The organism is Archangium violaceum, assembly GCF_016859125.1.
Taxonomy (GTDB): Bacteria; Myxococcota; Myxococcia; order Myxococcales; family Myxococcaceae; genus Archangium; species Archangium violaceum_A.
This window is the reverse complement of the sequence record NZ_CP069338.1, coordinates 6,759,611-6,785,299: the sequence shown is the minus strand read 5'-3', so window position 1 is coordinate 6,785,299 and position 25,689 is coordinate 6,759,611. Positions and strand designations below refer to the sequence as shown.

The window sequence follows — 25,689 nt, the reverse complement described above, 5'->3', positions numbered from 1 at the left end:
ACCATGTCAGACACGACGACAACCCCATCGATTCAAGAGTATCTCGGCAAGAACGTGCACCTGCTGCCTCAAACGAAGCAGCTGCGTGCGCTGCACACGATCATCCGCGACCGGACCGCGCGCCGGGAGGATATCGTCTTCTATTCCCGGCGGATCTTCCGCCAGCTGCTCGAAGCGGGCCTGAACTTCCTGCCTTTCGAGTCGTGGGAAGTCGAAACACCCGTGGGAAGGAAGTACGACGGCTTGCGCTTCGCCCCGCAGATCTGCGGGGTCTCCGTGATCCGTGCTGGTGAGAGCATGGAAGCGGAGCTGCGTGAGATCTGCAGGTCCATCCGGATCGGCAAGATCCTCATCCAGAGGGACAAGATCACCAAGCTGCCGCGTTTGTATTACTCGTCCCTGCCCAACGATATCGCCCGGCGCCACATCCTGCTCATGGACCCCATGCTGGCCACGGGCGGGTCCGCGCTCGCCGCCATCCAGGTGCTCCTCGAGCGGGGTGTTCCCGAAGAAAACATCGTCTTCATCAACCTGCTCACGGTGCCCGAGGGCATCACCGCCCTCTGTCGGCGTCATCCCAAGGTGAAACTCGTGACGTCCTCGATCGAGGAACGTCTGAACGAAAACGCCTACATGCTGCCGGGTATCGGCGATTTCGGTGATCGGTTCTTCGGTACGGACACCTGACCCGCTGTAGCAAGGCACGTCGCCGCGACCCTCCCGCGCCTCGTGCCCCGCAACCGCCGCCACCTCTTCCGGTACTCCCGGGTGGACGGTGCAAGGCTTCAACAGCCTGCTCCTGGGCGTGTTGAGCTGGGGCGAGGGATGGCACAACAACCACCACCCCTTTCCACGCTCGACCCGGCTGGAAATCCGCCGGTGGGAACTGGACCTGGGTGGGCGTTCCTCACGCTGATGCACTTGCTGGGGCTGGCCACCGGCATCCTCCTGCCGGGTGAGCACGCATGCGCCCACCACGCCCGGCTGATTCCCGCGGAGGCACCGGTGCCGGGACGACGCGGAGAGCACGAGGTGTCACAACGAGTTCTGTGACACCTTCCCTGCTCAGGAGTCGAGCAGGACCGAGAACCCGCCGTAGATCATGCGCTTGCCGTCGAAAGGCATGCCCTCGAGCGCCTTCATGCGCGGATCCTCCATCATCTTCTTGTTGCCCTCGTCGCGGGCGGCCTTCGATGGCCACTCGATCCACGAGAAGACCACCGTCTCACTGGTTTCCGCCTTCACCGCCCCCTTGAAATCGGTGACCTTTCCATCGGGCACATCGTCGCCCCAGCACTCGACGACGCGGGTCGCGCCATATTCCTTGAACAGCGGCAAGGCCTTGGCGGCCATCGCCCGGTAGGCGTCCTTGTTCGCGACGGGCACTGGGATAACGAATCCATCAATGTAGCTCATGGCGTCTCTCCTTCTTCGATGGGTCCGCTTCTCGCCTTTTCGGCGCCGCTGCGAGCCCAGCGAGCCGTGCCTCGCCCGCCTGTCCCTCCGACAGCGCCTGGAGCCGACCAACTCAGGGGCATCAGAGCGGAACCTTTCACCCGATACCTTCAGTCTGGCGGCCCACGTCCGCAATGGGTCGGGAGCCGACGAGCGGGGGCAGGCCGGTGAGCGCTACGTCCGAGCCCCGACACGCAGCACGTCTCGCTCGGAGGGGGTTGGCTCCTCTTGGCCCACGCCTGGCGCCGCGCTCCGTTGGGCCCAGCACGGTCACGCGAAGGCTGTACCCCGAGCACGATTCCCGGCAACCTCTGCTCCGCACCACGAATGAACCAGGTGGAGAAGACATGCCAAAGCGCCCGGAGCGAGACATCGAGAAGCGCTATCCGCGGAAGGAGTTCGTCGCCAAACTGAGGAGGTTGGCGGATGCCATCGAGGCCGGTGAGGCCTTCAGCATCCAGGTTGCCGGCGAGCGCTTGCGCATCCCCGCGGATGCGCTCTTCAACATCGAGCACGAACGCGAAGGGGGCGTGGATGAGCTCGAGTTCCAGTTGCGTTGGAAAAGAAACCCCGCCTCCGGTAGGACAACCGGGGGCGGGGCATGACGGGCAGGGAGACCTGCCTCACTCGCCGGCTACTGGCCGTCGAGCTTGCCGTCCAGGTTGCGGTCGATCGCGATGCGCACACCAGAGCCCGGCGGAACCGCGGTGAAGGTCACCTCCTGGCCTGCCTTGGTCGCCAGCGCGCGGAGGGCCGTGGTGGTGATGTTCGCGGTGCCGTCGTCGGGCTTCCACGTCCCCGCGCTGCGATCGTAGAGGAAGCCCTTCTGCTTGCCGCCCACGACCGCCTTCGCCACCAGGTCGGCCTCGTAGGTGGAGCCGCCCAGGACCTTCGACACGAACGGCGCCTTGGCGCGCGCGATGAGCAGGTCGATGCGCGAGCCCACGGCGGCGGCGTTCGTCGACGTGAGCGTCACCTGCTGGCCCACGATGGGCGCCAGGTCGGAGTCCACCGCCAGCATGAAGGCCTCCACGTTGCGGCGGTCGTTGTCGCCCGGGAAACCCACGAGCGGCCCACCGACGCCGGTGTTGGAGAACACGATGGCGCTGAAGAAGCGGAACAGGGTGTCCACCGCGCCGTCATGCGTGAAGCCGAAGCCGCGGATCTGGTCTCCCATCTGCCCCGTCTCCGGATGCTGGAAGAAGCTGCTGTCCGGGAAGCCGAACATGCCGACCTTCGTGTACATGTTCCGCACGTGGGGAATCTTCATGATCTGGCTGATTCCCTCGAAGCTCGAGCGGCCGTCGGTGCCATAGAAGCCCTGCGAGGCGTCAATGGTGTGGCAGCCGTTGCAGTTGAAGCCGGTGTCCGAGCCAATCGCGAGGCCGTCCACGCGACGGCTGCCAAAGTAGAAGTCGCGGCCGGCCTGCTGGGCGGTGGTGAGCGAATTGTCCAACTTGCGGATGGGATTCGGCGGCAGCTGAACCTGGAGCTGGAAGGCGGTGAACTTGTTCATCTCCTCCTCGGTGGGCATCGAGGCGCGGCCGAGCAGCCCCTCGTACGCCACGATGAAGTTCTTGAACGACACGTCCTCCGCGTCCGAATTGATGCCGAAGAAGCCGTTCGAGCGGTCACCCCGCCAGTGCATGGCGCCCGAGTTCGCCATGCCGCGCAGGGTCTGCGTCGTCATGGGCCCCTTCATCGGGTGGAACTGGTGCTGGTCGCCGGTGCCGTTGATGGGCGAGCCCGGGTGACCGGTGAGCAGCTGGAACGCGCCGATCGCCAGATCGCTCGCGAGGCGCTTGTCGATGGGGTTGGAGGACACCTCGTCGTCCGGGTTGCCCAGATCCCAGGCGAGCTCGTCCTTGTCGCCGAAGATATGGCAGCTGGCGCAGGACGCCTCGCCGTTGGCGGAGGAGAAGTTCGCGTCGTACAGGAAGGGACGGCCCTCCACGACAGAGGCGGGCTCCGGATTGTAGAGAGCGGCCGAGGCCAACTGCTTCTTGGTGGCGAGGTCGATGACCTTCACCGCGTTGTCGAAGCGGGTCATCACGTAGAGGCGGTTGCGAGCCTCATCCAGCACCAGACCGCTGGGGCCGCCGCCGCTCACCGGGATGTAGTTGGCGCTCGCGGTCTTCGGGTTGAAGGTGTCGGCCTCCAGCGCCGCGGTATCGAAGACACCGACCTTGTTCGAGCTGAACGCGGCCACGTACAGCTTCGTGCCGTCGCTCGAGATCGCCATCTCCGTCGGGGTGGAGAGGCTGTGATTCTTGGCCGTGGGATCGAACCCGGGGGAGTTGGCCAGCTTCGAGTAGTCGATGTGCTTGTTGAGGTGGCGGGGGTAGACCGTTCCCCCGGAGATGACGGAGATGCGCATCTTCGCGATGTTGCCCTGCACCGTGCTGCCGCCGAAGACGCCGGGACCCTCGAAGCGCGTGAGGTTGTTGGCCTCGCTGTTGGTCGCGTACACCACACCCGTCTTCGGGTTGGTGGCCAGGTTGAAGATGGTCGTGCCCACGCCCGTGTAGAAGGCCTTCTCCTGCAGGTTGTCCGCGTCGATGGCGAAGACATCCTTGTCGGGCAGGTTCAGGCGCACGCCGTTGTTCCAGTTGCGGCCGAGCGTGTCCTCCCACTGGCCGGTGGTGCTGTTCCACTTGACGATCAAGCCGGTCTCGGGCGCCTTCGCGCCCGCGACGTTCGTCCGCGGACCGGGCAGACCGCCCGGAAGGAGGTTGTTCCCCCACGGCCACGTGTCGGGGAAGACGAGACACATGCCCGATTTCTCGAACCCGTCGCACACGCTGTCCATGTTGACGGTCGTCGTCTGGTTGCCGGACTGGGCGATGGCCGCATAGACCGTCTTCTTGTCCGGGCTGACGGCGAGGCCACGCGGCGTGTCGCCAAAGAGCGTCACGATGCGCACGGGCGTGCCGCCCAGCGTCGTTCCCAGGGAGGCCGGGTTGAAGACCCAGACGTCCGCGCGGCCCACGCCGGGTGTGGTGAGCTGCGGGTCGCCCGCGCCGGGGACGGAGGCGATGGACGGGTCGGTGCGGTGCTGGCCACGGTGCGCGGTGGTGATGAACGCATAGCCCTTGCTGCCAGCGAACACGATGTCGCGCGGCTCATCGCCGACGAGCAGCGTACGCACCACGCGCGGAGTCCCCTCCAGGCTCACCACGCTGATGCTGTCCGAGAGGTGGTTGACCACCCACACCTCGGTGTTGCCGCGCACGGCGACCGAGACCGGCTCGAGGCCGACCGGCACCTCGGCGATGAGCGACAGGCCGGAGGCGGTGACCGAGAAGACCTCCAGGCGATTGTCCGGCGTGTTGACTGCGAAGAGCCGCGTCCCGTCTGGCGAGAGGGCCATCGGACGTACGTGCGCGCTATCGAACTCGATGAACGATGGCGTCTGGGCGGCGGCACTGGCCGAAACCAACATCGATACGGCGGCGCACAACGAAGCAACTCGAGCGCGCCATCGGCTCAGGCTCGCGCCCACTTGCTGGGTACCCATAGGTGGACCTCCTCGGCGGGGTAAGCGTTGCAGTTCGGACCGCAACGGACGGGGAGTACCAAGCGACGCCGCGACATCGCCCCCACCAAAGGGAGGGGAAACACCCCCACCGGCTCGCGAAAACCCCTGTTGACGCAATGCGTCTTGGGCAAACCGACCCCTCGGATGACGCATCACATCACAAGGACTGTAAAACTCTATTTCCACGAAATAAGGGCGAAATCCCGGAATCCATGGTCTAATTGACCCAGAAATCAATCGGCCCAGGGGGATGTGTCAATGCCGAGCCTTCGAACCGCAACGAGGAGTCGTCGTGCGTCATCGCCTTTCCTGATGGACGTCGCGGAGCATGCGGCACCGTTCGGCGAACATCTCTCGCACCTGCTGCCGACGAAGCTCTCTCCGCCGCAGACGACCTCCGTGCTGGTGGCGCGTGGCGCGCCGCTGAGGAAGATGGACCGCGGCGTCAGCGGAAAGCTGGTGCTGGTGACCGCGCCGCTCGGCTGGGGCAAGACGACGCTGCTGACGCAGTGGTACCATGAGGCGCGCGCGCAGCGGCTGTTCGCCTGGCTGTCGCTCGATGAGCTGGACAACGCGCCCGAGCGGTTCTTCTCGTATCTGGTGGGGGCGATTCGCCGGGCCGCCCCGGACTTCGACGCGTACATCGCGAGTCAGCTCGACGCGCAGGTGGAGCTCCCGCTCGACCACGCCATGTCCGTCGTGCTGCGGAGCCTGTGGAACCTGGGACGCGAGCTGGTGGTGGTGCTCGATGACTTCCACGTGCTGCGCGAGCGCGCGCTGGTGCGGGCCTTCTCGTACCTGCTCGAGCACTCGCCGCCGCACGTCCACTGGATCGTCTCGTCACGCAACCTGCCCGAGCTGGACCTGGCGAAGCTCAAGCTCACCGAGCAACTGGTGACACTCGACAGCCGCGACCTGAGCCTGGATGGCGAGGCCATCCGCGAGCTGGGACAGCGCCTGTGTGGAGCCGAGCTCGCGCCCGATGACGTCGAGTACCTGCTCTCCCGCACCGAGGGATGGGTCGCTGGCGTGAAGCTGGCGCTGCTCTCGGTGGGCGAGCACGCGAGCGTGGGTGATGCACTGCGCAGGACCATTGGCTCCAACCGCGACGTGGCGAGGTACCTCGCGGACGCGGTGCTGCGCGAGCAGACCGAGGAGGTGCACGAGTTCCTGGTGCTGAGCTCGGTGGTGGACCAGCTCAACGGGGACCTCTGCAACGCGCTCCTGGGCATCACCCATGGCCCGGCGTTGCTGGCGAACCTCGAGCGGGCGCAGCTCTTCATCCAGCCGCTCGATCCCCAGCGTCAGTGGTACCGGTACCACGCCCTGTTCCTCGACTTCCTGAGGACCCAGCTCGCGTGCGACTTCGGCGACCGCATTCCCTGGCTGCATCGGGCGGCGAGCGCGTGGTTCGCCGAGCACCAGCGGCCGGACGAGGCACTGAAGCACGCGTTCGCCTCTGGCGACCGGAGCTGGTGCCTCGAGCTCACGGCGCGCTGCGCGGAGGCGTGGATGCGCGAGGGGGAGATCGCCTCCGTGCTCCACTGGACGGAGAAGCTGACGGAGGAGGAGCTCATCCGCTCGCCGGCGATCTGCGTGGCACACATCGCGTGCCTCATCCTGTCCCGGCGCTACACACAGGCCTCATCGGCGCTGCAGGACGCCCAGCACCGCCTCGCCGCCGCGTACGTCACGACCGACCCGGTGCGCGAGCGGCTGTCGAAGCAGCTCGAGCGCCTCACCCTGCTCCACTCCATCCTGTCCGGCTCGGCCCCGGGCTCCAGCACCGAGCTGGACGCGTGGTCGGGTCATGAGGACCCGGACGTCTTCATGGCGGGCGCGCTGCTGGCGGCGAAGGCCTACCAGGCGCTCCGGATGAACAGGTTCGATGCGATGCGCCGGCTCGCGCTGAGCGCGCGAGAGACCCTGCAGGGACTCAACAGCCCCTTCATCAACGGCTACACGGACGTCATCATCGCGCTGGCGGACCGGGCGCAGGGGAACATGAAGGACGCGGCGGAGCGGTGCGAAGCGGCGTTCGCACGGGAGAGCCGCGGCCGGCGCAACCCGGTGTGGGTGAACGCGGCGACGGCACTGGCAAGCACCCGCTACGAGCAGAACCGGCTCGACGAGGCAGAGGCGCTCTGCACCGAGGTGCTGCCGCTACTGCCGCAGGCGCCCGCGTTCGAGACCTTCGCGATGGCCTACCTCGTGCTGGCCCGAATCAAGTCCATCCGCGGGAAGAACACGGAGGCCTGGCAGCTCCTGGATTATCTCCACAGCGTCCTCGAGTGCGGTCACCAGACGCGCTTCCTCGCCCATGTCTGCGGCGAGAAGATCCGGCTCTGCCTGATGGAGCAGGCACCGGAGCGCATGAGGGCGGTGGCGCAGGAATTTGGCCTGGGCGAGCGCATGCGGCGCGGAGAGTGGAGCGAGCGGCGCTTCTACGACGAGACCTGGGAGCGGCTCGGGCTCGCGCAGGCGTGGGTGCTGATGGCTCGCGGGCGGTACGGCAAGGCGCATGCGCTGCTGGAGACATTGCGTGCCAGCGCTCATGACGTGGGCTACGTGTGCCGGGAGAGCTCGCTGCTCGCGGCGATCGCGGTATGTCACTGGCGTGCCGGAGACCCCACGGCGGCGTTCGCCGCGCTCAACCGGGGCATCGCGCTGGTGCAGCGGTTCGGCTTCAACCGCGGCGTGTTCGACGAGACGCCGGGGCTACAGGAGGTCATCGTCGCGGCCGCCACCCAGCGGAAGCTGAGCCACGTGCTGCCCTCCCGGTACACCGAGCGGTTCCAGGACGTGCTCTCGGCGGGGAGGAGTGAGCCGCATGAGTTCGCGCCCCCCCCCAGCGCGCCGCTCGAGCCGCTCACCGAGCGCGAGCTCCAGATGCTCAAGCTGCTCGCGCAGGGGCTGAGCAACCAGGAGATCAGCGAGCGCTCCAACGTGGCGCTCTCCACCACGAAGTGGCACCTGCGCAACGTGTTCGCCAAGCTCGACGTGACCACCCGCACCGCGGCCATCGTGAAGGCACAGGAGCGGCTCCACCGCAACCTGTGAGGTGCCGCGGGGAGGGGTGGCCCAGGAGAAGCCAAAGCGCATGCTGCCCCGCCGCGAGGAAGAGGAGCAGCAGCAGGCCCGCCACCAGAGTGCGCCGCTGGTGGCTTCGAACGACAAAAAAACCTCGGACAGGACGACGGAACGTCCGCTTCTGACAGGTCGAGCCCACTCCGCGCTGAATGCGCGTTCGAGCCCCCGAGCAGGGTTGTATGGTCCCGGCCATGCCTCAGCTCATCGTCACCGCGGTTGGTCCCGATCGCCCTGGGCTCGTCGCCGATCTCACCCGTCACGTGTATGACGTCGGCGCCAGCCTCGCCGACAGCCGCATGGTCAATCTGCGCGGCCACTTCGCCCTGCTGGCCCTCATCGAGGGCCCCCCCGAGTCGCTCGCCTCGCTCCGGAGCAAGCTCGAGAGCGAAGGCACCGGGATGGGGCTCCGCCTCGAGATGTATGAGGCGGCCGCCGCCACCTCCAGCGCCTCCGGCCGCGTCCCCTACCGGCTCAAGGTCTACAGCAACGATCAGCCCGGCATCGCCTCCCGAGTGACCGCGCTCCTCCGTCAGCACTCCATCAATATCGAGGAACTGGAGACGCGGATCGAGTCGGCGCCCTTCGCGGGGACGCCGCTCTTCGTGCTCGAGGGCGTCATCACCCTTCCGCAGGGCACGAGCGCCCGCAGGATGCGTGAGGAGCTGGCGACGCTCGGCGAGAAGATCGGCTGTGACATCGACCTCGACCCCATCTGAGGCAGGGAGCCCAACGGGGCCGCCACGGTGTCAGGTGCATTGCGCCTGGAGTGAGTTCGAAACAGACCGGGCTGCGGCCTGGAAGCCGGGGGGAGCCATGTCCAATGGTTGAGCCCCCAGCGATCGCGGTCCGGCCTGTGCGGTAGCCTCAGGAGCCGCTCCAGTGTGTGTGCGGGCACGTACGAGTTCGGTCGCCTGGTGAAGCGCTGCTCGAGCTTCTCTCCCAACGTCATCAATGCCACGCCGGCGGCCCCAGCCAGCAATCCCATGCCAAGTGTTCGTCCCAGCATGCGGGTACGGTAGGGCGGCTCCGGCTCCCGGGCATTGGGCGGGTGGGGGGTGAGGCGCTCTCCAGCAGGCTACTTCGGATGCGCGGTCGCCAGGGGCGGCTGCCGGGACTGGTCGCGATGATGGGCGGCGCACTCCTGGCCGAGACGGCCATCACCCGGGTGTGCCCCCTCGACCGGCTGCTGGGCCTCGACACCCGACGGTGATCACCGGGATGGGGATGACCCGAACCATTCCCCAGGACCCGGTCGAGGTGACGCTCGCCTAATGCGCTGCACCGCGTGCTGGGCCTCCAGGACCGTCGCTTCCAGACGCTCTACCATTTCGCCGTAGGCAGGCCGGTGGAGGACCCCCGCCTGCGCACCGCGCCACCGTACGCGCACCGCGGATGAGGGATGGCTCATCGTCCAACTGCTCCATGACCGAGTCCGCCACGAAGAGGCAGGCGGGAACGGCCAGCATGGGGAAACCAAGGCGCATGCCGCTCCCATCCCATCATCTCTCGGGTGTCCACGGAACCGGGCGACTCCCAGCCATTCCTTCATGACCCATGGCCGCGCGGCTGCGACGCCCCTCCTTTGGGAGGGGGCGAAACAGAGCCAACCCCTCTAGGATCGCCATTTATCGGAGCTGCGGTCCGGCGAGTTGCTGGCACCGAAGCGAATAGGGCGAAGTCTGTGAATCGATGACTTTGGATTGACATTCAAATCCGCATCTACCTGTCAGTGTCGTGTCCGACCACTACCCCCTGCAGGAGGAGTGCATGTCCTGGCTGCGTGCAATCGCAGTATCCGCGGTTCTATCGCTGTGCATTATCGCCACTCCCGCGTCCGCGTCCTCGTCCCTGCGTATCGTCGACATCACCACGCGAGATGGAGTGAATCTCAAGAGCATCGTCTATACGCCGGATACGCCGGGGCGGTACCCGGCCATCATCTTCATCACCAGCTGGGCGATGCCCAACCTGGAGTACTTCGTGCAGGCACAGCAGTTCGCCGATGCCGGGTACGTGGTGGTCTCGTACACCCCGCGAGGCTTCTACGCGTCGGGGGGCGCCATCGACACGGCGGGGCCCAAGGACATCGGCGACCTGACCGAAGTCATCAACTGGACGCTCGTCAACACCCCCGCGGATCCGGCTCGCATCGGTGCGGCGGGCGTCTCCTATGGCGCGGGGATGGCGCTGATTGGCTCGGCCTTCGATTCGCGCATCCGCGCCGTGGCCGCGTTGAGCGGCTGGACGGACCTCACGTACTCGCTGTTCTCGAACCAGACGCGCCATCTGCAGAGCGCCGGGCTGCTGGCGCTCTCGGCGCAGCTGACGGGACGGCCGTCGGCGGAGCTGCAGCAAGCCCTCTCGGACTTCTTCGCCAACCAGAACGTACCCGACATCATCGCCTACGCCCAGGTGCGCAGCGCCGCGACGTACCTGGAGCGTATCAACGCGAACCGCCCCGCAATCCTCATGGCCAACGCGTACGGCGACAGCTTCTTCGGGCCGAATCAACTCACCGACTTCTTCACCCGGCTGTCGGGTCCGAAGCGGCTGGAGCTCCGCCCGGGTGACCACGCCATCGCCGAGCTGACCGGCATCCTCGGCCTGCCCAATGACGCCTGGACGAGCACGCGTCGCTGGTTCGACCAGTACCTGCGTGGCGTGAACACGGGCATCGCCTCGGAGAACCCGGTTCAGCTCCAGCTCCGGGGCCAGGGCTCTTATGAGTCGTACCCGTCGTGGAGCACTGTCTCGACGAGCACCGCGCGCTACAACCTGAGCGATGTGCACTGGTGGAGCAAGGAGGGCGAACTCGCGGCGGGCTCGCAGACGGACTGGAGCGCAACGATTGTCGCGGGCGATGACACCGTCGCCAACGGAGGCCTGTTGATGCTGACGAACGGCGTGGAGGCCATCACGGGTGAACCCCCCATGGCGTGGATTCCGGCGGTGGACCGGTCCAACGCGGGCGTCTGGCAATCGGACTGGCTGACGAGTCCGCAACGCGTGCGCGGAGCCGCGCACCTGCGCCTGACCGTCACTCCGGGCAGCTCCGGGCAGACGACAGTCATCGCCTACCTCTATGATACGGACTGGGGAGGAACGGGGAGCCTCGTCACGCACGTCGCGGTCACGCTCCGAGACGCCGTCGCTGGCCAGCCCCATACCGTGGATGTGGACTTCCCGGCGACGGCCTATGACGTTCCAAGCGGCCATCGCCTCTCGCTCGTCATCGATACCGTCGATCCGCTCTACGCGGACAAGGCGCCGAGCTTCTCCACGATGAAGTTCTCCTCATCGACGAGCAGCCCGTCCTATGTGTCTCTGCCGTTGAAGTGAAACGAGGCACGCTGGAAATGAGAACGCCACGCCGGAGAAGTCCTCGGCGTGGCAAGGCCAACGAAACGGCAGCCAGATTCGGGCTGTCGTTGTGTCGGGTGTCGTGCGGAACGCATCCCCTGCATCTTCACAGCTCGACACCGAAGGAGCTGTTCTCCATGATTTCACGGTGATGCCAGGAATTCCCACCGTCGAGCATTGGAGAACAAGTTGAAGCGGACACCGCTATCGAGAATCAAGTCTTCGCGGGTCGCCGGAGCTGCTACGGCGCTCGTGCTCAACACCGCGGTCCCGGCGATCGGCTTCGCCGCTGAAAACCCCATCCGGACGATCATCGCGGAGAGATCCTGGACGATCACCGCGCCCAACGTGGGTGCACCCTCCGCGAGGGTGGAGCTCAATCCCTCGAGCGGAACACTGACCCTGTCCGCGTTCCGGGGCGTCCAGACGGTCCTTGCTCCGGCGGCGGTGGGTCTGCAAACCACCCAGGCCGATCTCACCCGGGGGCTGAGCCCGCTGGGGCGCAGCGATCGCACGGTGCTCGAGCAGTACGCCATGACGACCGGGAAACGGCGCGTACGCTCGTCGTTGATGACCGAGACACGGCTGGCCTTCGCGAACGCCAACGGTGCGCGTCTGGATCTGCTCGTACGGGTCTCCGCGGACGGAGTCGCCTACCGTTACGAGGTTCCCGACCCGACCGGGGTCACGGTGACGGGAGAGGCGTCCGCGTTCTCGGTGCCGGCCACCTCCACCGCGTGGCTCCTGCCCTACAACGCGCAGTACGAGCAGGCCCGGATCGAGACAACGGCGGGCGCCGCGCCGGCCCGTGACTACGGCTACCCCTCCCTGTTCAAGGTCGGCGACAGCTTCGTGCTGCTCACCGAGTCCGATGTGGACGGCCGCTATGCGGGCAGCCGGCTCGTGCACAAGGGTTCCGGCTCCTACCAGGTCGTGCTGGCCGACGCGCAGGTCCACTCCCCGGGAGCGCTGCGGACCCCCTGGCGCACCGCGATCATCGGCGACCTCGCGACGGTGACCGGGTCGACCCTGGTGGATGACCTCGCCTCCCCTGCCCGGTTCACCGACACCTCGTGGATCCACCCCGGCAAGTCCGCCTGGTCCTGGTTGAGCGAGAATTCGAGCCCGGGCAACTTCGAACGGCAGAAGGCCTACGTGGACTTCGCCGCGCGCAACGGCTGGTCCTACGTCCTGGTCGACGAGGGCTGGAGCAGCACCTGGGTACCCGAGCTGACCCGCTACGCACGCGCCAAGGGGGTCGACATCCTGCTGTGGTTCCACTGGACCCGGCTGGACACTCCTCAGGAGCGCGATTCCTGGCTGCCGCTGGTGCGGTCCTGGGGCGTCAAGGGCGTCAAGGTCGACTTCATGGAGTCCGACTCCCAGTCGCGCTACCAGTGGTACGACGCCGTGCTGGAGCGGACCGCGCAGCTGCGGCTGATGATCAACTTCCACGGCTCGACGATCCCACATGGTCTGGCGCGCACCTGGCCGCACGTGATGACCATGGAGGCCGTCCGGGGTGCGGAGAACTGGCCGTCGCCGAACACCAACCCCGTGCAGGTCTTCACCCGCAACGTGGTCGGCTCGATGGACTACACCCCGGTCACCTTCGAGGCCGCCAACCGGGAGGCGTCGATCGCACACGAAGTGGCGCTGTCGGTGGCCTACGAGTCCGGATGGCAGCATCTCGCCGACAAGCCGGAAGTCTACGAGCGCCATCCGCAAGCGCTGCGTTTCCTCAACCAGGTTCCGACGGCGTGGGACGAGACCCGGTTCGTGGCGGGCAACCCCAGCAACGAAGCGGTGATCGCCCGGCGCAGGGGGGACCGGTGGTTCGTAGGGGCGATCGCGGCCGGTGAGCCGCGGACGGTCTCCGCGCCGCTGCGCTTCCTCGGCGCGGGCCAGTGGCTCGTGGAGGTGGTCCGCGACGACGCTGGCGAGCAGCGCACCGACGTGCTCAGGGACCGGTGGATCATGGGCTCGTTCAACACGCTATCGGTGAACGTGCGCCGCCACGGCGGGTTCGCGGCGATCATCTGCCGCTATAGCCCGGGCCGACAGACCTGCGACGAGCCCATCCGGCAGGTTCCTCCGAGCGGGCTGACCGTCACGCCGACCGGGCCGGTGGATGTCGAGAGCGGGTCCATCCTGGAGGTCTCCGGCACCTTCACCGCTCCGGCGAGCACGTCGATCCGCGACGTCACATTCAGCGTTCGTCCTCCCATCGGCTGGTCGTCCCTGGGCGAGGAGCTCACCCGGTCCTCCATGGCTCCCGGGGAGAGCCTCCAGGGGCGCTGGACGGTCCGGCTCGATCCGGGGGGTGGAAACGGCAGGTTCGGCAACATCGACCTTCCGATCGCGGCGGAGTTCCGGTTGCCCGGCGATGCGGCGGGCACGCCACGGGTGCATGTGGAGCAGGCCCTGCGGGCCTTCGTTCTGCCGCCAGCACCCACCGGGAGCCCCTACGTCAGCGCTCTTCCGTTCCTCTCCGAGACCAATGGGTACGGCCCGGTCGAACGAGACCGGTCCAACGGCGAGGCGGCCAGTGACGACGGCAATCCGCTGTCCATGGGAGGAGTCACCTACGCCAAGGGCCTGGGCACGCACGCGCCCTCGGAGGTGTCGATCTACCTCGGCCGGAACTGCCAGAGCTTCACGGCCGACATCGGGCTCGACGACGAAACCACTCAGACGGGCTCGGTGACCTTCAAGGTGCTCGGTGATGGCGGGGTGCTGTATGACAGCGGCGTCATCCGGGGCAAAGGACCGGCCAGGCCGCTCTCCGTCGGCGTCTCCGGCGTGCGCATGCTGAGCCTTCAGGTCACCGATGGCGGCGACGGCAAGAACTTCGACCACGCCGACTGGGCGAACGCCCGGTTGTCGTGCGACGAGTCCTAGCGACTCCGCTCGCTCGAGAGGAGGCCGACAAGGTCGGTGGTGTCAGCGCCGGTCCAGGTGCACGGCGAGCACCGGTGCGGTGGTGACGGTACGCACCTCGGGGAGGCGGGCCACGCGCTCGCGCAGTGCATTCAGGGCCGTCATGTCGGGGACGCGCACGCGGATGAGCATGTCGAGCTCGCCGGCGAGCGACTCGACGCTGAGCACCTCCGGCAGCTCGCGCACCAGGGGAGCCACGCGGGGGCACGCCGGCCCGTCCAACCGAACGAAGAGGTAGGCGTCCACCCCGGCCGGGGGCCCGCCGCTGCCCCGCCGGATGGTGTAGCCCTGGATGATGCCGTCGCGCTCGAGCCGGGCCACGCGCTCCTGGACCGCGGAGCGCGAGAGGCCCACCTTCGCCGCCAGCTTGGTGGCGGACTCCCGCCCGTTGGCCTCCAGCAGGGCCAGGATGCGCCCGTCCAGCTCGTCCAGCGCCATGTCTGTCGTCTCCCTCCTCGGGTGGACCCGTTCCCGGCGCCCACCGGCACTCCGCCGGCGGACCGGCACTTCGCCACCTGTCGACCGGCGGCCTTCCTCCCTAGGGTGCCGCTTCCCCACCCACGGGAGCAAGCACATGGAACTCCACGACCGCGCAGCGCTCATCTCCATCGACGTGCAGCAGGGCTTCGACGACCCGTCCTGGGGCCCACGCAACAACCCCCACATGGAAGCTCACGGACTGCGGTTGCTCGCGGCCTGGCGGCGCTCCGGGCGGCCACTCGTCATCGTGCGCCATGACAGTCCCTCTCCCACTTCGCCACTGCGCCTGGGGCAGCCGGGCAACGCGCTCAAGCCGGGCTTCGAGCCGCTCGCTGGCGAGCCGCTGCTCACCAAGACAGTCAATAGCGCCTTCATCGGCACCGACCTGGAGGAACGCCTGCATGCGGCCGGAGTGCGGCAGGTCGTCCTCTTCGGCATCGCCACGGACATGTGCGTCTCCACCACCGCGCGCATGGCGGCCAATCTGGGCTTCGACCTGGTGGTGGTGGGGGATGCCTGCCACACCTGGGCGCAGCGGGCACCGGATGGCACCCTGTTCGACGCGGACACCATGCACCGCGTGCACCTCGCCACCCTGGCGACCGAGTTCGGCCGCGTGGTGGACACCGCCGACGTGCTGGCGGCCCTCGCGGCGTAGGCGCGGGGTCGAGAAGACGCCGCCGGGGTGGTTCATTCCATAAAACATGGAATTTGGAATGATGGCGCGTTACGATGCCCGCCATGACACTCCCTCGGAACTCCGCCCGGACGGGTCGGCGGGCGCTGGCGGCACTCGCTTCACCCGCGCGACATGAGGTATTGGGGGCGCTTGCTGAAGGCCCCGCGACGGTCCGTGTCCTGGCGGAGCGGCTCGGGAGGAGCCGGCAGGCCCTGTACCACCACCTGGACGTCCTGGAGCGCGCTGGAGTGGTGCGGGTGGCCGGCGAGGTGGGCGAGGGCAGGAGCCGCGAGAAGCTCTATGCCATACACCCCGAGGGTCTCCAGCTGACGGACGCCCCCGCCTCCCCGGGAGAGGTCCGGACGGCGGTGCGCGCGAGCCAGGCGATGCTGCGCCTCACGACTCGCGAGGTCGCCGCGGCCATTCTCGCCAGTGGGCTGCGGCGGGACGGACCCGAGCGCGAGCTCATGGCGGTGCGCGCGAAGGTCCGACTGAGCGCCCAGAAGCTCCGCCAGCTCAATGAACACCTGGACGCGATTCATACGATGCTGACCTCCACGGGCGATGCCGGAAAGGAGGACGCGCTGTACGCGGTGACGCTGATCCTCACTCCCGCGCGTGAAGCGGGACTCGGAGACGCAACCCGGAAGCGCGCCCCGGCGCGACGGAGTGGACGATGATGCTCTCGAGCCTGGACCACCTGATGGCCGTTGGGCTCGTCGTCGCCTTCCCCCTCTATGGCTCGTGGAGTCAACGGGTGCTCGTGCGCGCCACGGCGGAGGGTCGACCCGACGCGAGGATGAGGGACTACCTCCTGACGATGTTGACGCTGTGGTCCCTTGTCCTGCTCACGCTGCTCCTTTGGGGGAGCGCCAACCGGCCGGGGTCCCTGCTGGGGCTCGTGTTCTCGGGCGGCACGGGGGCGCTGGTCGGTGCTGGCGCCACCGTGCTCGCGCTGCTGCTCCTGCTCTCCCAGTGGCACGTCATCAACCGCCTGGACGACGCGGGACGCGCGCAACTCGCCGCACAGATGGGCTCTGTTTCGACCCTCCTTCCCCAGACCTCACGCGAGTACCGGACCTTCCAGGCGCTCTCGGTCACCGCGGGCATTTGCGAGGAGGTGCTCTACCGCGGCTTCCTGCTCTGGTACGCGGCGGTGTTCTTCGGAGTCTGGCCCGCCGTCATCCTCACGGGGCTCGTCTTCGGTCTCGCCCACCTCTACCAGGGGGCCGCCGGGGTGGTGAAATCCACGGCCGTCGGCCTGCTCCTCGGCGCGCTCTACGCGACCACCGAATCCCTGCTCTGGCCCATCCTCATCCATATCGCGATCGACCTGCAGGGTGGCGCCATCGGATGGGCGCTGAGTGGAGCGCGGCGCGAGGCCGTTTGAGGCGGCCAGGGGGGTTCAGGTCGTCTCGCCGAGGCGTTCGGGCTCGGGGTAGACGGCGCGCTGGGGCGTGGCGATGTGAATGACTCCAAGCCGGGCGAGCACACGCATCACCTGCCAGGTGGGGTCCAGTTCCCAGCGGCGAGCGGCGAAGTCGGGGCTCATCCCGTACTTGTGGTGGTTGTTCTGGAAGAGCTCGCCCATGCAGAGGATGTCCACCGGCAGCGTGTTGCGCGAGTCATCGCCGTTGGAGAAGTTGCGGTAGCCATATTTGTGGCCGCACCAGTTGACGATGGCTCCGTGCACCGGGCCCATGACGAAGTGGATGGGCAGCAACAGGAACTGCCAGGGGCTGGTGGCGAAGGCGACGTAGAAGGCGGTGTAGAGCGCGCCCCAGGCGAGACGCATGACCCAGGACTGGCCAAGCGTCCGGTCCACGAGCGGCCATTCCGGGTAGCCCCCGAGGAAGCGCGGCTCGGGCTGCTTCCGGTCATAGGCGTAGTCGTCATAGCGCTTCTTCGTGTGGAGCATCATCCGCAGCGCGTTGGGGTGGAAGGAGGGGGCGTGCGGATCCTTCTCGGTGTCTGAGAAGGCGTGGTGCTCGCGGTGGAGAATGGCGTAGCCGCGCGGCGACAGGAAGCTGGCGCCCTGGACCAGGTAGGTGAGCAGATGCATCGCACGCTCGGTGCGCGGCCCCATGGTGAACATGCGGTGCGCGGCGTAGCGGTGCTGGAAGAGGCTCTGGAAGAAGACGCACAGAACCCAATGGGCGGCGAAGAAGGCGTAGACCATGCACCCATCCATGCATGGTCCTCGTCATGGGTCTGTCACGAGGGGGGATCATTACATCGTTTCGTATGCCGTTGGACAGTTCGTGTTCAGGCGACCGAGGCCATCTTCCCGTTGGCTTCGGCGAGCAACTTCTCGGCGAGCTGGCGCTTGCCATCCGCGTCGAGCTTCTTCAGCTCGTTGTTCAGCACGCGCTCGTTGAGCGACTGGTTCCAGTAGTCGAGTGACTGCGTGCCGAGCAGAGCCATCTTGCCGACGAACTGACGCAGCACCTCGTTGGTCGGGCCCATGACCCAGCCCGCCTTGGCGTCGCGCAGATAACGCTCGATGCCAAGCGCCGGCTTGTAGCCCGTGCCGCCACAGGCATGCAGCATCTTGTCCGAGACATGCGCGACGTTCTTCGCGGCGATGAACTTCACCTGCCACATCCAATGCAGGTACTGGGAGCGGGGCAAGGCGGCCGGATCCTTGTGCAGGGACCAATCGCAGTTGTTCGTGACCGCATCCATCGCCTGGCCCATCTGGTAGTCGAGGGCGCGTGCGGCGTTGGTGTCCATGATGCATTCGCCGATGTAGTCCTGGATGGTCGGGTAGTCGGCGACGCGCATGCCCACGTCGACGTGGGTCTTACGGGTCGTGTGGTCCTTCGCGATGTCGATCATCCCCAGCGCGATGCCGTTCCAGCAGGCGGACGAGCACAGGAGGAAGAAGGGATCGACGCACTCGTCGTTGGACGTCGCGCCGTCACCGATCGGACCGACCAGCCGGTCCTTGGGGATCTCCACATCGTCGATTTCTATCGGGCCGGATTGATTGCCGCGCAGCCCCAGACCATTCCAGTTGGCGGGGTTGGATTTCACCTCGTCGCGCAGGATGAGGAAGCAGGAGAGGTTGGCGTAGTTGCCGCCGAAATCGGGACTGGTGGTCTGCACGATGTACCAGTCAGCGAAACCACCCGAGGTGGTCCAGGAGGCCTTCTTGCGCACGCGCCAGCCATTCGGTGTCTCCTCGGCGCCCGACGAGACCGGATACCAGAAGTGCGAGCCGGTTTCAGGGTCGGAATAGGACAGCGTGCCGATGAGACAGTCCTTGTCGATGCGCTTGAAGATGTCCTGCAGTACCGGGTTGTCGTGATGGCGGAGGAGACCGGCGGCGACCGCGCCCAGGTGCATGGTGTAGCACATGGCGGTGCTCGCACAGCCGTAGCGCGCGAGGGTCTCGACGACCATGGCGGCACAGACGTGGTTCTGCCCCAGGCCCCCCAGCTCTCTTGGCACGATGAGCCCGAGCAGTCCGAGCTTCGCCAACTCCTGGAGGTTCTTGCGCGGATAGACGAGCCGCGCATCGCTTTCCACGGCATTCACGCGCAACGTGGTCCGGCAGAGGTCGATCAGCGCGGCCTGAAGCTTCTTCTGCTCGTCGGTGAGGAGCCATTGTGGATCGAACTCGAATCCCAGGCCCCAGAACTCCTCACGACCCCACATCTTCTTGTTGCTCATCCGTGTCTCCCTACTTGCTGATACGATGGCTCCAGTCACTGTGTGGCGCTAATCAATGTACCATGCACGCGCGAGCCCCGGGTGACAGGATGAGGAGGAGCGACACCATGACCCTGATGCCACCATGATCCTCCTCCTCCTCACCGCCACCAGTGCCCTCTATACGCTCACCATGACCTTGCTGCTGGTCCGGGTCATGCGCGCCCTGCCCCAGCTCCAGCGATTGAACGCGCCACCGTCCGTGCGGTGGCCTCGGGTGTCGCTGGTCATGCCCGCGCGTAACGAGGAGGGCACGCTGGAGTCCGCCATGCGCTCCAAGCTGGGGAACACCTATCCGGAGCTCGAGTTGGTGCTGGTGGAGACCGCTCGACGGATGCGACGGGAGCCCTCGCCGACCAGTTCGCCCGCACCGAGCCCCGGCTCCAGGTGGTGCACGTCGAGCACCTGCCGGAGGGCTGGCTCGGCAAGGTCCACGCCATGCAGCGGGGGATGGAGCGCGCGAGCGGCGAGTGGGTCCTCTTCAGCGACGCGGACGTCCACCTGGCCCCGGGAACCCTGGAGAAGATCGTCGCCTACGCGGAGCACGAGGGGCTCGACCATGTCACCGTATTGCCGGAGATCACCTGCTCCGGATTCGTGCTCCAGATGGCGCTCGTCTCCATGTTCCGGCTCCTGTGCGTGAGCACCCGGATGTGGGCGGTGTCCGATCCGCGCTCGTCCGCCACCATGGGGGCGGGCGCCTTCAACCTCGTACGCCGCTCGGCCCTGGAGCGCACGCCCGGGCTGGAGTGGCTGAAGATGGAGATCGTCGACGACATCGCGCTCGGAATGATGCTCAAGCGCTCCGGCGCGAAGCAGGCCGTGCTCAACGGCCGCAACGGCGTGAGCCTCGAGTTCTACCCGTCCCTGGGCGCCTTCACCCGAGCGCTGGAGAAGAGCGGCGCGTCATTCCCCTTTCCCGCGCTCCTGCTGGGCCACCTGAGCCTGGTGGTGTTCGAGTGCGGGTTCCTCGCGGGAGTGTTCTCGGGACGCCCCGCGCTCGTCCTGCTCGGGGTGGGAACGTGGGCACTGGGAGCCGTGACGACCTGGGCATTCAGTGTCTGGTCGGGCTTTCCCCGAGGACCCGCCCCCCTGGCCTTCCTGGGCGTCCTGCCCGCCGGCTGGGCATCGCTCCGCTCGGCCGTGCTGGCACTCGTGCGAGGGGGCGTCATCTGGCGGGGGACATTCTACCCGACGTCCGTGGTGCGCGCCGGACAGCGCATGGGGCGCTGACGGCCGCCCCGCTCCGTCCATCCTGGGGTAGCATTGCCTGTACTCATCCAGAGGGGGGAATTCATGAAGAGTCATATGCGAGGGTGGCTCGCGCTGGGAGCGCTGGCCGCCCATGTCTCCACGGGCGCGGGCTGTAGCTGCAACGGAACGGAGAAACCACCCGAGAAGGCCGTCCCCGCCGCGGCCCCCACACCTCCCCAACCGCTGCGCGTGGCACTGGCCGGGTCCTATGTTCCTCTGCACTTCCAGCGCGCGGGCCAGATGGAGGGCCTCGAGGCGGACCTCGCGCGGCTGATAGGCCAGCAGCTCGGGCGGCCGGTGGAGTTCATCAACCCGCGCAGCCTGTCCCTGGACAGCGTGAGCGCCATCGCGCAGGGCAAGGTGGACCTGGGTCTCAACTCCATCTCGCCCACCGAGGAGCGACGGCGGCGGGTCGACTTCACGCAACCCTACGTGACGCTCTCCTACCGCTTCGCGGGTGAGGAGTCCTGCGAGGCGATGGTGCCGGATGACGCCACGGCGCTGGCCGAGATGACAGGGCGGGTGGCGGTGCCCAAGGGCCCCGCGCTCGAGGCCGCGCAACGCGTTCTGCCCCAGGCGACGCTCGTCCCCACGTCCTCGTCCAAGCTGGCGGTGGCGGCGGTCCAGCAAGGCGAGGCCGACTGCGCCCTCGATGAGGATGTGGGCCTGCTGCAGTCCCTCGAGGGCACCTCCCTGCGCCTCATTGGGGTCGAGGCGGGTCAATCCCCACTGGCCATCGCCGTCCCCAAGGGCCAGGCCGCCGCCTATGACGCGGTGTTGCGCGGACTCCAGCCCCGGCTCGCCGAGCTGATGACGAAGTGGCAGCCGGGTCAGATGAAGGCGCCCATCGCCGGACTGGAGGACGCGGAGAATCTCGGCGTGCTGTGCAACGTCCTCCAGCAAGAGGTGGAGCTGAGAGAGGCACCCGAGTGGTCCGCCCCGGTCCGGGAGTCCTGGCCCTGTGGGACGGTGGTGGAAATCCTGCGAGAGAGCGAGCACCGCACGCCGGCGCGCCAGGACGACGGGAGCGGATTCCGCGAGTACTTTGACGGCCTGTGGTTCCAGGTGCGGGTCGCCGCCAATGGCAAGCGCGGATGGGCCTATGGCGACAACCTCTTCAAATGGCTCCGAGCGGACGATCCGGACTCCTCGAAGAGCTGGGGCCTCGACCGGGAGCTGATTGGCCGCAAGGTCGCGGGCCGGTATGCCTTCGGGGTCGCGCTCGACCAGCACTCTCCGAGCCCCGAGGAGGATGGTCCCGAGATGGATGAAGATCTGGCCCTGCCCTTCCTCTACATGAAGGGCGCTCCGTTCGTCGCGCCGATGCACCTTCCCTCCCCCCGCCCGGACGCCTTGTGGGCCCACATTCACGATTCCGCCCAGTGGATGTTCCTGGTGCTCAACTCCGCGGGAGGTTCGAGCACTCTCCAATCCATCTCCGCCAGTTCCATGGGAATGGTCAGCTACAAGGTCCGCATGAAGGTCGGTATCGGCTACCAGGACGGGGGAGCCAGGGCGACGTTCACCGGGGAGTTCGCCGAGAACACGCCCCAGGTGAGCCTGACTTCCATTTTCAGGGATGAGTGAGACGCCCCTCCCCTTGGAGCGTTGACCCCTTTCGAGGCCTTTGCGTGCATTCACGTTGGCTGGCGGTCGTGGCGATGTCCGGGCTGTGCATGGGGCGTGGTCGAGGTGGAGACGAAGGCGGAGGTCGTGAACAACGCGGTGTGCGACTCCGAGGCGCTCTCGGGCAGCACCACCATCAGGTCGGGCGGCCACACCGCCCTCATCCAGTACGATGGCGCCACGGATTGCGAAGACGCCAGCACCGTGCGGTGGAGCCTCGATGGGAAGGCCATGGCGGAGATGGAGGGCGTCCGCTGCTCGGTCACCAGTGGCCCCGCCTTCTCGGCGTGGAGCGTGGCCCTGCTCGGCGCGCTGAGGTTGATGCGCCGCCACGCACGGCGCTGAGCGGCTGCGAGCCCACTCCGTAACGCTCGTCCCGGTCCGGGTGCTCCAATGTCGCGAAGCTCTTTTCGCTCCAGGCGCGAGTGATTGGCTACAGCGGGCACTGCGTGTCGGTCGCCGGGCTGATGATGCTGGAGCTGTTGATGGCGCAGGGCCTCACGGACCTCAGCCGGATGTGGCCCGCGGCGCCTCCGCCTCCTCCGCCGCCTCCCTTGGCACTGACGCCCACGTCAGTCCCCGCGGTACCAGCGCCAGGAGTCCCGCTCAGCGCACCTCCGTTGCCGCCCTCTCCACCTGCCTGGGAATCACCACTTCCGCCAGCAACCTGACTCCCCGAATCCACGGAGCCATCCGCCCCCACCTTGCCATTGCGCTGGAGGCTGGAGTGATAACCACTGCCCTCCCCACCCCCTCCTCCATTCGCGGTCAGCCGGCCCGAGCTGCCGAGATTCAGCTGGTAGGCCTCGAGCAACACCTGGCCGCCACTGCCTCCTCCGCCTCCCCCTCCTGCCTGGCCACCGTTGGCGTTGCTGTACTGCCCTCCGCTCCCGCCCCCCGCGCTGGCGGAGACGCGTTGGTTGACCGTGAGCGTGCCCGCCACGGACAGTTGCACGGCTCCTCCTCCCGCCCCTCCCTGCCCTCCCAGGGCCTCCGCGCCTCCGCCCCCTCCTCCGCTCCCTCCCGAACAGCCGCCAACGAGTGGGACGAAGGAATCTCCCCCCGTACTCCCGCCATCGCCACGCTCCGAGCCAGAAGACGTCCCATTGCCTCCAGGAGCACCCGCGGTCCCCCCTCCAGCGCCTCCTCCACCTCCACCCACCAGGTTGCTGTACACGCCCCCCCTGCCACGTCGCTCCGTGCAGGCCGACTCCAAACCGCCGCCCGCGCCGGGCAGCGTGCCCCGAGCATTGGCGAGGATGTTCTGGTTCAGCGTGGCATCTCCGTAGACAGCGAGGATGACGGGGCGGTTGCCCACGAGCCGCAGATTCCCGCCCAGATTCAGGTTCGACAAGGCGAACAGCACCATCCCGTGGCCCTGAGTCAGTTCAATGGGGGCGGGCGGATTGCTGACGCAGCTCTCGGGAGTCCAGCTCAACGCCGTCGAGTCGAAGGTGACTTCACACGTCGTGGTCAGCGGCAGGATGCTCTCCGTGGGGATGGCATCCGGATCGAAGTTGCTCGGCACATAGGGGAAGCGGCTGCACCTGCCGTCGGAGGCCCGGCACACCCCAGATCCGGCTCCACCCGCGAGCGTGCACGCGGCGTTCACCTTGCTGGGGTCCGGCTCCTCGGTGCAATTGCCGAGCGCCGTACAGCCTCCCGTCACGCGGAAACAGATGCTGGAGGCCATGCACGGGGTCTGGGTGCCCAGACACACTCCCGTTCCGCTACACACATCGCCCGTGGTGCAGGCATCACTGTCATCGCAGCTCACGGAAGCGGCCTTGGGGGTGTACTCGCAGAAGCCGGTGGCGTCATTGCACGCCCCCACGCTCTCGAAGCACGTCGACTCCGGCGTGTTGCACTCCTTGCGAGTGACGACGCACTGGCCCGTCTCCTGGGAGCACGTGGCGCCCAGGACGCACGCCCCAGCGGGCTTCTCGCACCGCACTTCCTGCCCCTTGCACTGCGCCGACACCCCCGAGCCCTCACAGAAGTCGTCCGTGGTGCAGGCGTTGCCATCGTCACACGCCTTCTGCTGGCACTGGGAGTCCTGACAACCCTTGAAGCCGTTGCAGTCGTAGTCCACCGCGACGCTGCACCGCTCGGCGGCCCCCGGGTACACCTCGGCGCTCGTGTCGTCGCAGTCCAGCCCATTCACCCCCGCTTCGCGCGCGATGAAGGAGTCCCCGTCATCGTCCTTCGCCCGCAGCGTCGCCTCGAAGGCGGCGAAGTCCCCCAGGGGCACCGGGATGGGCTGCGAGGAGAGTTGCTCCACCAGGGAACCGGAGCACGCCTCGCCCGTGGAGCCATCGAAGGACGACACCTCCAGGGTCAGCTCCCGTCCCCACTCGGGCTCGCGGAACACCGCGACGAGAATTTTCCTCGCGTCCGGATCCTTGAACTGGCGCTGGAGGATTTCCGTCTGGCCCTCATGCCCCTGGGTGTCCCTGGCCACCACGCGCAGGCACGCCGGCCGGTAGGAGCCGTAACCCACCGTGACCCGCACGGCCCCTTCGGGAGGAGCCTTCTCGCGGCAGGCAACGAACGTCAAGAGCAGTCCCAATATCCAGAGTCGACGCATGCCGTGAGTCTACCGAGCCTGGGCGCACGAGATCAGCCGGAGATGGGTCCGATGACGGAAACGCGGCAAGGCGAGCCACCCCGCTCGGAATGGCTCGCCCAATCTTGTCGCCAGTGGGCGAGTACACACAGGGCTCATGGTGTGCCTCGTCGTAGTAGCCAATCGTGTAGACGGTGCCGTTCGCCTGCGTCCCGTCTCAGAAAATCAAATTCACATCGGGTTTCCCCCAAGGAGGCCCGCTTGTCCGTACGTCGCGGTTTCTGTCAACGCTCCGGCCATGACCGCCCTGCCCTCCCCCTCCTCGAGCTTTCCCTGGCCCGGCCGCGTCCTCGAAGGGCCCGCCGCCCTACTCCCCGGTCCCTGGGGCTTCCTCGCGCTCCAGTTGCTCCAGGGCCTCGAGCAGCTCGCCCAGCGTCTCGTGCAACGCGCGCATGCGCTGCGTACCCACCTTGCGTGCCAGCTCGGTCTCGAGCTGATGCAGCACCTCGAGCCCGTGGGCAATGGCTCCCATTCCCCTGGGCGTGAAGCGCACCCGGCGCGCCCGCTTGTCGTCGGGGTCGGGCGCCAGCTCCAGCGTCCCCTGCTGTACCAGTTCCTCCACGAGCTGCCCCACCGCCTGCTTCGTCACGCCCAGCCGCCGCGCCAGCTCGGTGAGCCGCGTGCCCTCCACGTCGATGTGCGCCACCAGCCGCGTGTGCGCCGGCCTCAGCCGTGCCTGCGCCTCTCCCTCCCGGTTCACCCGCGCCACCGCCCGCTCGTCCAACAGCCGCGCGCATTTGAGCAGCAGCTGCCCCACGCTCGCACGCTTCGCCGCCTCGAGCTGCTCCCAACCTTCCTTCACTCGCATTCCCACCCGCACCATTCTCCCCGAGACAATTGGTCAAGTCCACTTGACCAATTAGACAAGCGGGCTTTACTATTCAAGGAGTGGAGGCGCTCCTCATCCTCCGCTTTTCGCTGGGGGTG

Annotated in this window: 20 protein-coding genes and 1 pseudogene; 13 read left to right on the top strand and 8 right to left on the bottom strand. The window is 67.3% G+C overall.

Translation table 11 applies throughout. The annotated features are described in order from the left end of the window. Nucleotides 1-3: 3 nt before the first annotated feature. On the top strand, nucleotides 4-687 hold the full coding sequence (upp, locus tag JQX13_RS29130) for a uracil phosphoribosyltransferase (protein ID WP_203402749.1): 684 nt from the start codon (nucleotides 4-6) through the stop codon (nucleotides 685-687). Nucleotides 688-1,065: 378 nt separating this feature from the next. On the opposite strand, the gene JQX13_RS29125 is transcribed toward upp, so the two are convergent. Continuing rightward, entirely contained in the window at nucleotides 1,066-1,416 is a 351-nt protein-coding gene (locus JQX13_RS29125) for a DUF1428 domain-containing protein (protein ID WP_203402748.1), read from the bottom strand. Between the two features lie 386 nt (nucleotides 1,417-1,802). Here JQX13_RS29125 and JQX13_RS29120 point away from each other — a divergent pair, with 386 nt between their 5' ends. After that, on the top strand, nucleotides 1,803-2,060 hold the full coding sequence (locus JQX13_RS29120; RefSeq protein ID WP_203402747.1) for an amphi-Trp domain-containing protein: 258 nt from the start codon (nucleotides 1,803-1,805) through the stop codon (nucleotides 2,058-2,060). A 29-nt stretch (nucleotides 2,061-2,089) separates the two neighbouring features. On the opposite strand, the gene JQX13_RS29115 is transcribed toward JQX13_RS29120, so the two are convergent. Beyond that, nucleotides 2,090-4,972: a YncE family protein gene (locus JQX13_RS29115; RefSeq protein WP_203402746.1), complete on the bottom strand. Its 2,883-nt coding sequence runs from the start codon at nucleotides 4,970-4,972 to the stop codon at nucleotides 2,090-2,092. A gap of 333 nt (nucleotides 4,973-5,305) precedes the next feature. Between JQX13_RS29115 and JQX13_RS29110 the strand changes: the two genes are divergently transcribed. The 5 genes from JQX13_RS29110 (at nucleotide 5,306) to JQX13_RS29090 (ending at nucleotide 14,344) form a co-directional block, all read left to right on the top strand. After that, a complete protein-coding gene (locus tag JQX13_RS29110; protein WP_203402745.1) occupies nucleotides 5,306-8,053 on the top strand; it encodes a LuxR C-terminal-related transcriptional regulator in 2,748 nt (915 codons plus the stop codon). A 221-nt stretch (nucleotides 8,054-8,274) separates the two neighbouring features. Then, nucleotides 8,275-8,799, top strand: coding sequence for a glycine cleavage system protein R (locus tag JQX13_RS29105; protein WP_203402744.1), 525 nt, complete (start codon nucleotides 8,275-8,277; stop codon nucleotides 8,797-8,799). A 368-nt stretch (nucleotides 8,800-9,167) separates the two neighbouring features. Further along, nucleotides 9,168-9,293, top strand: coding sequence for a YgaP-like transmembrane domain (locus JQX13_RS29100; RefSeq protein WP_203402743.1), 126 nt, complete (start codon nucleotides 9,168-9,170; stop codon nucleotides 9,291-9,293). 557 nt (nucleotides 9,294-9,850) lie between these two features. Beyond that, nucleotides 9,851-11,422, top strand: a complete 1,572-nt coding sequence (locus tag JQX13_RS29095) for a CocE/NonD family hydrolase (RefSeq protein WP_203402742.1) — start codon at nucleotides 9,851-9,853, stop codon at nucleotides 11,420-11,422. A 273-nt stretch (nucleotides 11,423-11,695) separates the two neighbouring features. After that, nucleotides 11,696-14,344: a glycoside hydrolase family 97 catalytic domain-containing protein gene (locus JQX13_RS29090; RefSeq protein WP_203402741.1), complete on the top strand. Its 2,649-nt coding sequence runs from the start codon at nucleotides 11,696-11,698 to the stop codon at nucleotides 14,342-14,344. A gap of 42 nt (nucleotides 14,345-14,386) precedes the next feature. Here JQX13_RS29090 and JQX13_RS29085 read toward each other — a convergent pair whose 3' ends face one another. Beyond that, a complete protein-coding gene (locus JQX13_RS29085; protein WP_203402740.1) occupies nucleotides 14,387-14,821 on the bottom strand; it encodes an Lrp/AsnC family transcriptional regulator in 435 nt (144 codons plus the stop codon). 136 nt (nucleotides 14,822-14,957) lie between these two features. On the opposite strand from JQX13_RS29085, the gene JQX13_RS29080 reads away from it, so the two are divergent. The 3 genes from JQX13_RS29080 to JQX13_RS29070 all read left to right on the top strand — a co-directional run bounded on the left by JQX13_RS29080 (nucleotide 14,958) and on the right by JQX13_RS29070 (nucleotide 16,932). Next, nucleotides 14,958-15,521, top strand: a complete 564-nt coding sequence (locus tag JQX13_RS29080; protein WP_203402739.1) for a cysteine hydrolase family protein — start codon at nucleotides 14,958-14,960, stop codon at nucleotides 15,519-15,521. An 83-nt stretch (nucleotides 15,522-15,604) separates the two neighbouring features. Then, on the top strand, nucleotides 15,605-16,222 hold the full coding sequence (locus JQX13_RS29075; protein WP_203402738.1) for an ArsR/SmtB family transcription factor: 618 nt from the start codon (nucleotides 15,605-15,607) through the stop codon (nucleotides 16,220-16,222). Continuing rightward, nucleotides 16,219-16,932, top strand: a complete 714-nt coding sequence (locus JQX13_RS29070; protein ID WP_203402737.1) for a CPBP family intramembrane glutamic endopeptidase — start codon at nucleotides 16,219-16,221, stop codon at nucleotides 16,930-16,932. Before JQX13_RS29075 ends, JQX13_RS29070 begins: the two co-directional genes overlap by 4 nt. A gap of 15 nt (nucleotides 16,933-16,947) precedes the next feature. Here the strand turns inward: JQX13_RS29070 and JQX13_RS29065 are convergent, their stop codons facing one another. From JQX13_RS29065 to JQX13_RS29055, 3 genes are all read right to left on the bottom strand, one after another. After that, entirely contained in the window at nucleotides 16,948-17,733 is a 786-nt protein-coding gene (locus JQX13_RS29065) for an acyl-CoA desaturase (RefSeq protein WP_239013917.1), read from the bottom strand. A 74-nt stretch (nucleotides 17,734-17,807) separates the two neighbouring features. Then, nucleotides 17,808-19,217, bottom strand: a complete 1,410-nt coding sequence (locus tag JQX13_RS29060) for an acyl-CoA dehydrogenase family protein (RefSeq protein ID WP_203402736.1) — start codon at nucleotides 19,215-19,217, stop codon at nucleotides 17,808-17,810. Between the two features lie 159 nt (nucleotides 19,218-19,376). Further along, nucleotides 19,377-19,526 (bottom strand): hypothetical protein, encoded by a 150-nt coding sequence (locus tag JQX13_RS29055; RefSeq protein WP_203402735.1) that lies wholly within the window; start codon nucleotides 19,524-19,526, stop codon nucleotides 19,377-19,379. A gap of 69 nt (nucleotides 19,527-19,595) precedes the next feature. On the opposite strand from JQX13_RS29055, the pseudogene JQX13_RS29050 reads away from it, so the two are divergent. The 3 genes and pseudogenes from JQX13_RS29050 to JQX13_RS29040 form a co-directional block, all read left to right on the top strand. Continuing rightward, nucleotides 19,596-20,489, top strand: a pseudogene (locus JQX13_RS29050) (glycosyltransferase); the annotation flags it as partial. A gap of 63 nt (nucleotides 20,490-20,552) precedes the next feature. After that, complete coding sequence (locus tag JQX13_RS29045) at nucleotides 20,553-22,097, top strand: substrate-binding periplasmic protein (RefSeq protein ID WP_203402734.1); 1,545 nt, start codon at nucleotides 20,553-20,555, stop codon at nucleotides 22,095-22,097. Between the two features lie 105 nt (nucleotides 22,098-22,202). Further along, nucleotides 22,203-22,481, top strand: a complete 279-nt coding sequence (locus JQX13_RS29040) for a hypothetical protein (protein WP_203402733.1) — start codon at nucleotides 22,203-22,205, stop codon at nucleotides 22,479-22,481. Between the two features lie 88 nt (nucleotides 22,482-22,569). Here the strand turns inward: JQX13_RS29040 and JQX13_RS29035 are convergent, their stop codons facing one another. Both JQX13_RS29035 and JQX13_RS29030 read right to left on the bottom strand, forming a co-directional pair. Continuing rightward, nucleotides 22,570-24,723: a putative metal-binding motif-containing protein gene (locus JQX13_RS29035; RefSeq protein ID WP_203402732.1), complete on the bottom strand. Its 2,154-nt coding sequence runs from the start codon at nucleotides 24,721-24,723 to the stop codon at nucleotides 22,570-22,572. Nucleotides 24,724-25,069: 346 nt separating this feature from the next. Continuing rightward, nucleotides 25,070-25,570 (bottom strand): MarR family winged helix-turn-helix transcriptional regulator, encoded by a 501-nt coding sequence (locus JQX13_RS29030; protein ID WP_239013916.1) that lies wholly within the window; start codon nucleotides 25,568-25,570, stop codon nucleotides 25,070-25,072. Between the last annotated feature and the right edge of the window lie 119 nt (nucleotides 25,571-25,689).

Coding starts and splice junctions, on each gene's coding strand:
- JQX13_RS29045 (WP_203402734.1), top strand. CDS start 20,553: ATGAAGAGTCATATGCGAGGGTGGCTCGCGCTGGGAGCGCTGGCCGCC.
- JQX13_RS29030 (WP_239013916.1), bottom strand. CDS start 25,570: ATGCGAGTGAAGGAAGGTTGGGAGCAGCTCGAGGCGGCGAAGCGTGCG.
- JQX13_RS29100 (WP_203402743.1), top strand. CDS start 9,168: ATGCGCGGTCGCCAGGGGCGGCTGCCGGGACTGGTCGCGATGATGGGC.
- JQX13_RS29055 (WP_203402735.1), bottom strand. CDS start 19,526: ATGGCGGACTCCAGCGTGCCCTCCTCGTTACGCGCGGGCATGACCAGC.
- JQX13_RS29105 (WP_203402744.1), top strand. CDS start 8,275: ATGCCTCAGCTCATCGTCACCGCGGTTGGTCCCGATCGCCCTGGGCTC.
- JQX13_RS29115 (WP_203402746.1), bottom strand. CDS start 4,972: ATGGGTACCCAGCAAGTGGGCGCGAGCCTGAGCCGATGGCGCGCTCGA.
- JQX13_RS29120 (WP_203402747.1), top strand. CDS start 1,803: ATGCCAAAGCGCCCGGAGCGAGACATCGAGAAGCGCTATCCGCGGAAG.
- JQX13_RS29125 (WP_203402748.1), bottom strand. CDS start 1,416: ATGAGCTACATTGATGGATTCGTTATCCCAGTGCCCGTCGCGAACAAG.
- JQX13_RS29035 (WP_203402732.1), bottom strand. CDS start 24,723: ATGCGTCGACTCTGGATATTGGGACTGCTCTTGACGTTCGTTGCCTGC.
- JQX13_RS29110 (WP_203402745.1), top strand. CDS start 5,306: ATGGACGTCGCGGAGCATGCGGCACCGTTCGGCGAACATCTCTCGCAC.
- JQX13_RS29070 (WP_203402737.1), top strand. CDS start 16,219: ATGATGCTCTCGAGCCTGGACCACCTGATGGCCGTTGGGCTCGTCGTC.
- JQX13_RS29075 (WP_203402738.1), top strand. CDS start 15,605: ATGACACTCCCTCGGAACTCCGCCCGGACGGGTCGGCGGGCGCTGGCG.
- JQX13_RS29060 (WP_203402736.1), bottom strand. CDS start 19,217: ATGAGCAACAAGAAGATGTGGGGTCGTGAGGAGTTCTGGGGCCTGGGA.
- JQX13_RS29085 (WP_203402740.1), bottom strand. CDS start 14,821: ATGGCGCTGGACGAGCTGGACGGGCGCATCCTGGCCCTGCTGGAGGCC.
- JQX13_RS29080 (WP_203402739.1), top strand. CDS start 14,958: ATGGAACTCCACGACCGCGCAGCGCTCATCTCCATCGACGTGCAGCAG.
- JQX13_RS29065 (WP_239013917.1), bottom strand. CDS start 17,733: ATGGATGGGTGCATGGTCTACGCCTTCTTCGCCGCCCATTGGGTTCTG.
- JQX13_RS29095 (WP_203402742.1), top strand. CDS start 9,851: ATGTCCTGGCTGCGTGCAATCGCAGTATCCGCGGTTCTATCGCTGTGC.
- upp (WP_203402749.1), top strand. CDS start 4: ATGTCAGACACGACGACAACCCCATCGATTCAAGAGTATCTCGGCAAG.